We start from the raw sequence: 7,127 nt of genomic DNA, 5'->3' as shown, positions 1-7,127 counted from the left end.
TGACTGGTGAAGAACATTTAGCAGAGCAAACCAACCCGGCAAAGAGGAAGAAAACAAACAGTCAGTAATCGCCTTCCTCCCATCATGACTCAAGTAAACTTTTTTGCAAAATGAACTTCTGAACTGCACAGTAGTCTGCTTTTTATATTTTCATGCATTAATGAAATATAATTATGGATAGAAGTTCTGCCGGTATCAGTGATAAACACTCAAGACCAGGTAATGATTACAACCAACCGGATGACTCTGCCCCTTCTTCAAGACGTGGGCGATATAGAAATGCCATAGTCAGGCGGCGTGATAGTCACCCCCGCCCTACCCCGAGATATAATGAATTTCACCATTCTTCTGGCACACGCCCTTCTCAATATTTAATGCACCGTTCAGTCAACTCTGCTCAAGATTTTAATGCCCTCATCCAACAGGAAATAATGGATGATCTGGTGAGTAAATCGGATCGTTTAGGTCATCGCTATGATGGGAGAGATCACGGCCTATATGCCAGTTTAATTAAAAAATACTCATCAGCTGCTAAAAGACCGTTAAATCGAACAGAACAAAGACAGCTGATGCGTTTGCTACAAAATTTCACAGCAACACGGAGCTGGAATTGGCGAAGCCTGACGACAACATTTCACTCATTGACTTCAGCAGGTGTTTTTACCCCTCATAAACCCATTGATGAGCGTGTCAAGCGTACTCAAGCTGCCTTATTGTCAAGGCTACTGGATGCAATAAGATTCAAGTGCAACAAAAAAGCTGAAGCATGGGATATGGATGCCCAGGGAATCGCCAACCTGCTGTGGGCCATGACGAAACTGGTGGACAACGGGCAGGAGCAGACACCAGAATTCAACAAGGCCATGGCCGCGCTGTTGCCCCACGTGAACGCACAGAAAGCTCACTTTAAACCACAGGAAGTCACCAACCTGGTGTGGGCCATGGCGAAACTGCTGGACAACGGGCAGAAGCTTACAGCAGAGCTTAACGAGGCCGTGGCCGCCCTGTTGCCCCTCGTGCAAGCACAGAAAAACCAACTTAATGCCCAGGGCATTGCCAACCTGCTGTGGGCCATGGCGAAAATGGTAGACAACAGGCAGGACCGGATACCAGGACTCAAAGAGACCGTGGCCGCGCTGTTGCCCCATGTGAACGCACAGAAAGACCAATTTATTCCTCAGGCTATCACCAACCTGCTATGGGCCATGGCGAAACTGGTGGACATCGGGCTGGAGCGGACACCAGAGCTCAACGAGACCGCGGCCGCGCTGTTGCCCCGCGTGAATGCACAGAGAGACCAATTTATTCCTCAGTATATCGCCAACCTGCTGTGGGCCATGGCTAAACTGGTGGACAATGGGCAGGCGCGGACACCAGAACTCAAAGAGGCCGTGGCGGCGTTGTTGCCCCACGTTAAGGCACAAAAAGACCAATTTATTCCTCAGCATATCGCCAACCTGCTGTGTGCCATGGCGAAACTGGTGGATAGCGGCCAAGAGTGGACACCAGAGTTCAAAGAGGTCGTGGCCGCGCTGTTGCCCCGCGTGAACGCACAGAAAAACCAATTTAATGCCCAAGAAATCGCCAACCTGATGTGGGCCATGGCGAAACTGGTGGACAACGGGCAGGAGCCGACACCAGAGCTCAAAAGGGCCCTGGCCGCGCTTTTGCCCCACGTGAACGCACAGAAAGCTCACTTGAAACCACAGGAAATCACCAATCTGCTGTGGGCCATGGCAAAACTGGTGGATAACGGGCAGGAGCAGATACCAGAGCTCAACGTGGCCGTGGCCGTGTTGCTGCCCCATGTGAACGCACAGAAAGAACAATTTATTCCTCAGGGAATCGCCAACCTGCTGTGGGCCATGGCGAAACTGGTGGACAACGGGCTGGAGAAAACACCAGAGCTCAAAGATGCTGTGGCCGCGCTGTTGCCCCACGTAAATGCACAGAAAGCTCACTTTAAACCACAGGAAATCACTAACCTGCTGTGGGCCATGGCAAAACTGGTGGACAACAGGTACGAGCAGACACCAGAGTTCAACGAAGCGGTGAATGTGCTGTTGACCTGCGTGAACACACAGAAAGACCAATTTAATGCCCAGTGTGTCACCAACCTGCTGTGGGCCATGGCGAAACTGGTGGACAACGGGCAGGAACAGTCAGCAGAGCTCAAAGAAGCCGTGGCCGTGCTGTTGCCCCTCGTGAACGCACAGAAAGACCAATTTATTCCTCAGGGTATCGCCAACCTGCTTTGGGCCATGGCGAAACTTGGTGAACTCGTTGAGCTGAGCGTGGTTACCTCTACGTTCGAATCGCTTGTCTATCGCATCAGTGACAACGCTCAACTCTCTCAGCAAGCGATATCGATGTCTCTCTGGGCAGTAATGGTATGCTGTGCCAGGTTGTTTCTAGACTCCAATGCCAATAAAAATAAAGTGTTTGAAAAACACATGGATGACCTGTTCATTCGTCTGGAAAATACATCGCCAGATAATGAAGAGGATCAATCCATCATGATCATGGCTGCAAGTTGGCTTGGCAGAACCTGTTCGGCCGTCCTCCAATACCAGACAATCATTTCAAAAAACCAAGCCGACTTCCGTGATCAACTCAAATCATCTATTCCAGCTTTGAAGATCGAAGAAGAAAAGAGGCTGAACTCATTACCTCCGGTTGACCTGCTACTGCCAGATCACAACGTGGTGATTGAAGCTCAGGGACCGTCTCATTACGTGGGTGGTGATTTCAACACCAGGAACGGTTCGACTCTGCTTAAAATTGCACTGCTGCAAAAAGCAGGATTTGAGGTCATTGAAATCCCGGCTAACCAGCTTTTGAGCAACGATTTAATGAAACCATATATTGATCAAATAAAGACCAGGATAGGCACCCCGCCACAGGAGCATGGCTCTGTATCACTTAAAAGAAGGTGGACAGGTGCTGCATACATTACTGGTGAAGGACATTTAGCAGAGCAAACCAACCCGGCAAAGAGGAAGAAAACAAACAGTCAGTAATCGCCTTCCTCCCATCATGACTCAAGTAAACTTTTCCGCACAATGAACTTCTGAGCAGAACAGCAGTCTGCTTTTTATATTTTCATGAATTAATGAAATATAATTATGGATAGAAGTTCTGCTGGTATCAGTGGCAAATACACAACATCAAATAACGGTTACACCCAACCAAATGGCCATGCCCCTTCTTCAAGGCGTGGACGATACCGACATGCCACAGTCAGACAATGGAATCATCCCCCCCGCACGGCACCGCGTCGCAATCAATTTTACCATTCTTCTGACACACGATCTTCTCAACATCTACTGCGCCGTTCAGTCAACTCTGCTCAAAATTTTCATACCCTCATCAAACCGGAAATAATGGCTGGTCTGGTGAGTAAATCGGAACGTTTCGGTCATCGCTATGATGGGAGAAATCACGGTCAGTATGCCAGTTCAATCAAAAGATACTCATCAGCTGCTCAAAGACCGTTAAATCGAACAGAACAAAGCCAGCTGATGCGCTTGCTGCAAAATTTTACCGTAACACGGAGCTGGAATTGGCGAAGCCTGACGACAACACTTCACTCATTTACTTCAGCGGGTGTTTTTACCCCTCATAAACCCATGGATGAGCGTGTTCAACTCACTCAAGTTGCCTTATTGTCGACCCTACTTGATGCAATAATATTTAACAGCAACCAAAAACCGGAAGCCCGTGATATTGGTGCTCAGGAAATCGCTAACCTGCTGTGGGCCATGGCGAAACTGGTGGACAACGGGCAGGAGCGGACGCCAGAGTTCAACGAGGCCGTGGCCGTGTTGTTGCCCCATGTGAACGCACAGAAAAAACAATTTATTCCTCAGGGGATCTCCAACCTGCTTTGGGCCATGGCAAAACTCGTGGACATCGGGCAGGAGCGGACACCAGGGCTCAAAGAGGCTGTGGCCACCCTGCTGCCCCTACTAAATGCCAAGAGAGACCAATTTAAGGCCCAGGGTATTGCCAACATGCTGTGGGCCATGGCGAAACTGATGGACAACGATCAAAAGTGGGTACCAGGGCTCAAAGAGACTGTGGCCGTGTTGTTGCCCCACGTGAACGCACAGAAAAACCAATTTAATGCCCAGGAAATCGCCAACCTGCTGTGGGCCATGGCGAAACTGGTGGACAAAGGGCAGGAGCGGACACCTGAACTCAACGTGGCCGTGGCCGCGCTGTTGCCCCACATGAACGTACAAAAAGCGAACTTTAAACCACAGGCTATCGTCAACCTGCTGTGGGCCATGGCCAAACTGGTGGACAGCGGGCAGGAGCAGACACCAGAGTTCAACAAAGCCATGGGCGCGCTGTTGCCCCTGGTGAACGCAAAGAAAGACCAGTTTATTCCTCAGCATATCGTCAACCTGCTGTGGGCCATGGCAAAACTGGAGGACAACGGGCTGGTGCGGACACCAGAGTTCAACGAGGCTGTGGTCGCGCTGCTGCCCCTCGTAAACGCACAGAAAGACCAGCTTAGTCCTCAGCATATCGCCAACCTGCTGTGGGCCATGGCAAAACTGGAGGACAACGGGCAGGAGCGGACACCAGGTCTCAGCGAGACCCTGACCCTGCTGTTGCCCCACGTGAACGCACAGAAAGCTGACTTTAAACCTCAGGAAATCACCAACCTGCTGTGGGCCATGGCGAAACTGGTGGACAACGGGCAGGACCAGACGCCAGAGTTCAAGGAAGCCGTAGCTGCGCTGTTGCCCTGCGTGACTGTACTAAAAGCCAACTTTACTCCACAGCATATCGCTAACCTGCTGTGGGCCATGGCGAAACTGGTAGATAACGGGCAGGAGCAAACACCAGGGTTGAAAAAGGCCGTGGCCGCGCTGTTGCCCCACGCAAATGCACAGAAAGACCAATTTACTGCCCAGGGCATCGCCAACCTGCTACTGGCCATGGCGAAACTGGTAGATAACGGGCAGGAGCAAACACCAGAGTTCAAAAAGGCCGTGGCCGCGCTCTTGCCCCGCGTGAACGCACAGAAAGACCAGTTTAGTCCTCAGCATATCGCCAACCTGCTGTGGGCCATGGCGAAACTGGTGGACAACGGGCAGGAGCCGACACCAGGTCTCAACGAGGCCGTGGCGGCGCTGTTGCCCTTCGTGCACATACAAAAAGCTAACTTTAACCCACAGGAAACCGCCAACCTGCTTTGGGCCATGGCGAAACTGGTGGACAACGGGCAGGAGCAGACACCAGAGGTCAACGAGGCCGTGACCGCGCTGATGCCCCTCGTGAATGGACAAAAAGCAAACTTTACACCGCAGGGTATCGCCAACCTGCTTTGGGCCATGGCGAAACTGGTGGACAAGGGGCTGGAGCAGACACCAGGTCTCAAAGAGGCCGTGGCCGCCCTGTTGCCCCTCGTGAACGCACATAAAGCGGACTTTAAATCACAGGAAATCGCTAACCTGCTGTGGGCCATTGCGAAACAGGGTGAACTCGTTGAGCTGAACGTGGTTACCTCTGCGTTCGAATCGCTTGTCTATCGAATCAGTACGAACCCTCAGCTTTCTCAGCCAGAGATATCGATGTCTCTCTGGGCCTTAATGGTATGCTGTGCCAGGTTGTTTCTAGACTCCAATGCCAATAAAAATAACCTGTTTGAAAAACACATGGATGACCTGTTGACTCGCCTGGAAAATACATCGCCAGATAATGGAGATGATCAATCCATCATCACCATGGCTGCAAGTTGGCTTGGCAGAGCCTGTCCGGTCGTTCGCCATTACCACACAAACATTTCAAAAACCCAAGCCGACTTCCGCGATCAACTCCAATCATCTATTCCATTTTTGAAGATCGAAGAGGAAAAGAGTCTGAACTCACTGCCTCCGGTTGACCTGCTACTGCCAGATCACAACATAGTGATTGAAGTTCAGGGTCCCTCTCATTATGTGGGTGGTGATTTCAAAACCAGGAAGGGTTCGACTCTGTTGAAAATCGCAATGTTGCAAAAAGTGGGATTTGAGGTCATTGAAATCCCGGCTAACCAGCTTTTGAACAAAGATTTAATGAAACCATATATTGATCAAATAGAGATCAGGATAGGCATCCCGCCACAGGGTCATGACTCTGTTTCACTTAAAAGAGGATCGACAGACGCTGCATACGTAACTGGTGAACAACATTTACAAGAGCAAACTAACCCGGCAAAGAGGAAGAAAGCAAGCAACCAGTAATCGCCCTCCTCCCATAATGACTCAAGTATACTTTGCCGCACAATGAACTTCTGGGCATAACAGCAGTCTGCCTTTAATATTTTCATGAATTAATGAAATATAATTATGGATAGAAGTTCTGCTGGTATCAGTGGTCAATACCCAAGATCAGATAACAGTTACAACCAACCGAATGGCCATGCCCCTTCTTCAAGGCGTGGGCGATACCGACATGCCACAGTCAGACCATGGAATCATCCCCCGCACGGCACCGGGCCGCAATGAATTTTACCGTTCTTCTGGCACACGCTCTTCTCAATATCTACAGCGTCGTACAGTAAACCCTGCTCAAGATTTTAATGCCCTTATCAAACAGGAAGTAATGGATGACCTGGTAAGTAAATCGCATCATTTCGGTCATCGCTATGATGGGAGAAATCACGGTCAGTATGCCAGTTCAATTAAAAAATACTCATCAGCGGCTAAAAGACCGTTAAATCGCACAGAACAAAGCCAGCTGATGCGTTTGCTGCACAATTTTACCGTAACACGGAGCTGGAATTGGCGAAGCCTGACGACAACACTTCACTCATTTACTTCAGCGGGTGTTTTTACCCCTCATAAACCCATGGATGAGCGTGTTCAGCTCACTCAAGTTGCCTTATTGTCGACCCTACTTGATGCAATAATATTTAACAGCAACCAAAAACCGGAAGCCAGTGATATTGGTGCTCAGGAAATCGCTAACCTGCTGTGGGCCATGGCCAAACTGGTAGATAACGGGCAGGTGCAAACACCAGAATTCAAAAAGGCCGTGGTCACGCTATTGCCCCACGTAAACGCACAGAAAGACCAGTTTAGTCCTCAGCATATCACCAACCTGCTGTGGGCCATGGCAAAACTGGAGGACAA

4 protein-coding genes are annotated in these 7,127 nt (G+C 50.0%); all 4 read left to right on the top strand.

Going from position 1 to position 7,127, the window contains the following annotated elements; translation table 11 throughout:
- The first annotated feature begins 173 nt into the window (after window positions 1-173).
- Window positions 174-3,020 (top strand): DUF1601 domain-containing protein, encoded by a 2,847-nt coding sequence (locus tag ACO6UY_RS23640; RefSeq protein ID WP_422463815.1) that lies wholly within the window; start codon window positions 174-176, stop codon window positions 3,018-3,020.
- Window positions 3,021-3,125: 105 nt separating this feature from the next.
- Complete coding sequence (locus ACO6UY_RS23635; RefSeq protein ID WP_422491506.1) at window positions 3,126-6,236, top strand: DUF1601 domain-containing protein; 3,111 nt, start codon at window positions 3,126-3,128, stop codon at window positions 6,234-6,236.
- 105 nt (window positions 6,237-6,341) lie between these two features.
- Entirely contained in the window at window positions 6,342-6,500 is a 159-nt protein-coding gene (locus ACO6UY_RS23630) for a hypothetical protein (RefSeq protein ID WP_422491505.1), read from the top strand.
- Window positions 6,448-7,127 (top strand): hypothetical protein (locus tag ACO6UY_RS23625; RefSeq protein WP_422491504.1); only part of this gene is annotated, 680 nt, incomplete at its 3' end. The genes ACO6UY_RS23630 and ACO6UY_RS23625, both read left to right, overlap by 53 nt.

Origin of the sequence: Endozoicomonas sp. ALE010 (assembly GCF_049310165.1) — a bacterium.
Lineage (GTDB): Bacteria > Pseudomonadota > Gammaproteobacteria > Pseudomonadales > Endozoicomonadaceae > Endozoicomonas.
This window is presented reverse-complemented; position numbering and strand designations above follow the sequence as displayed.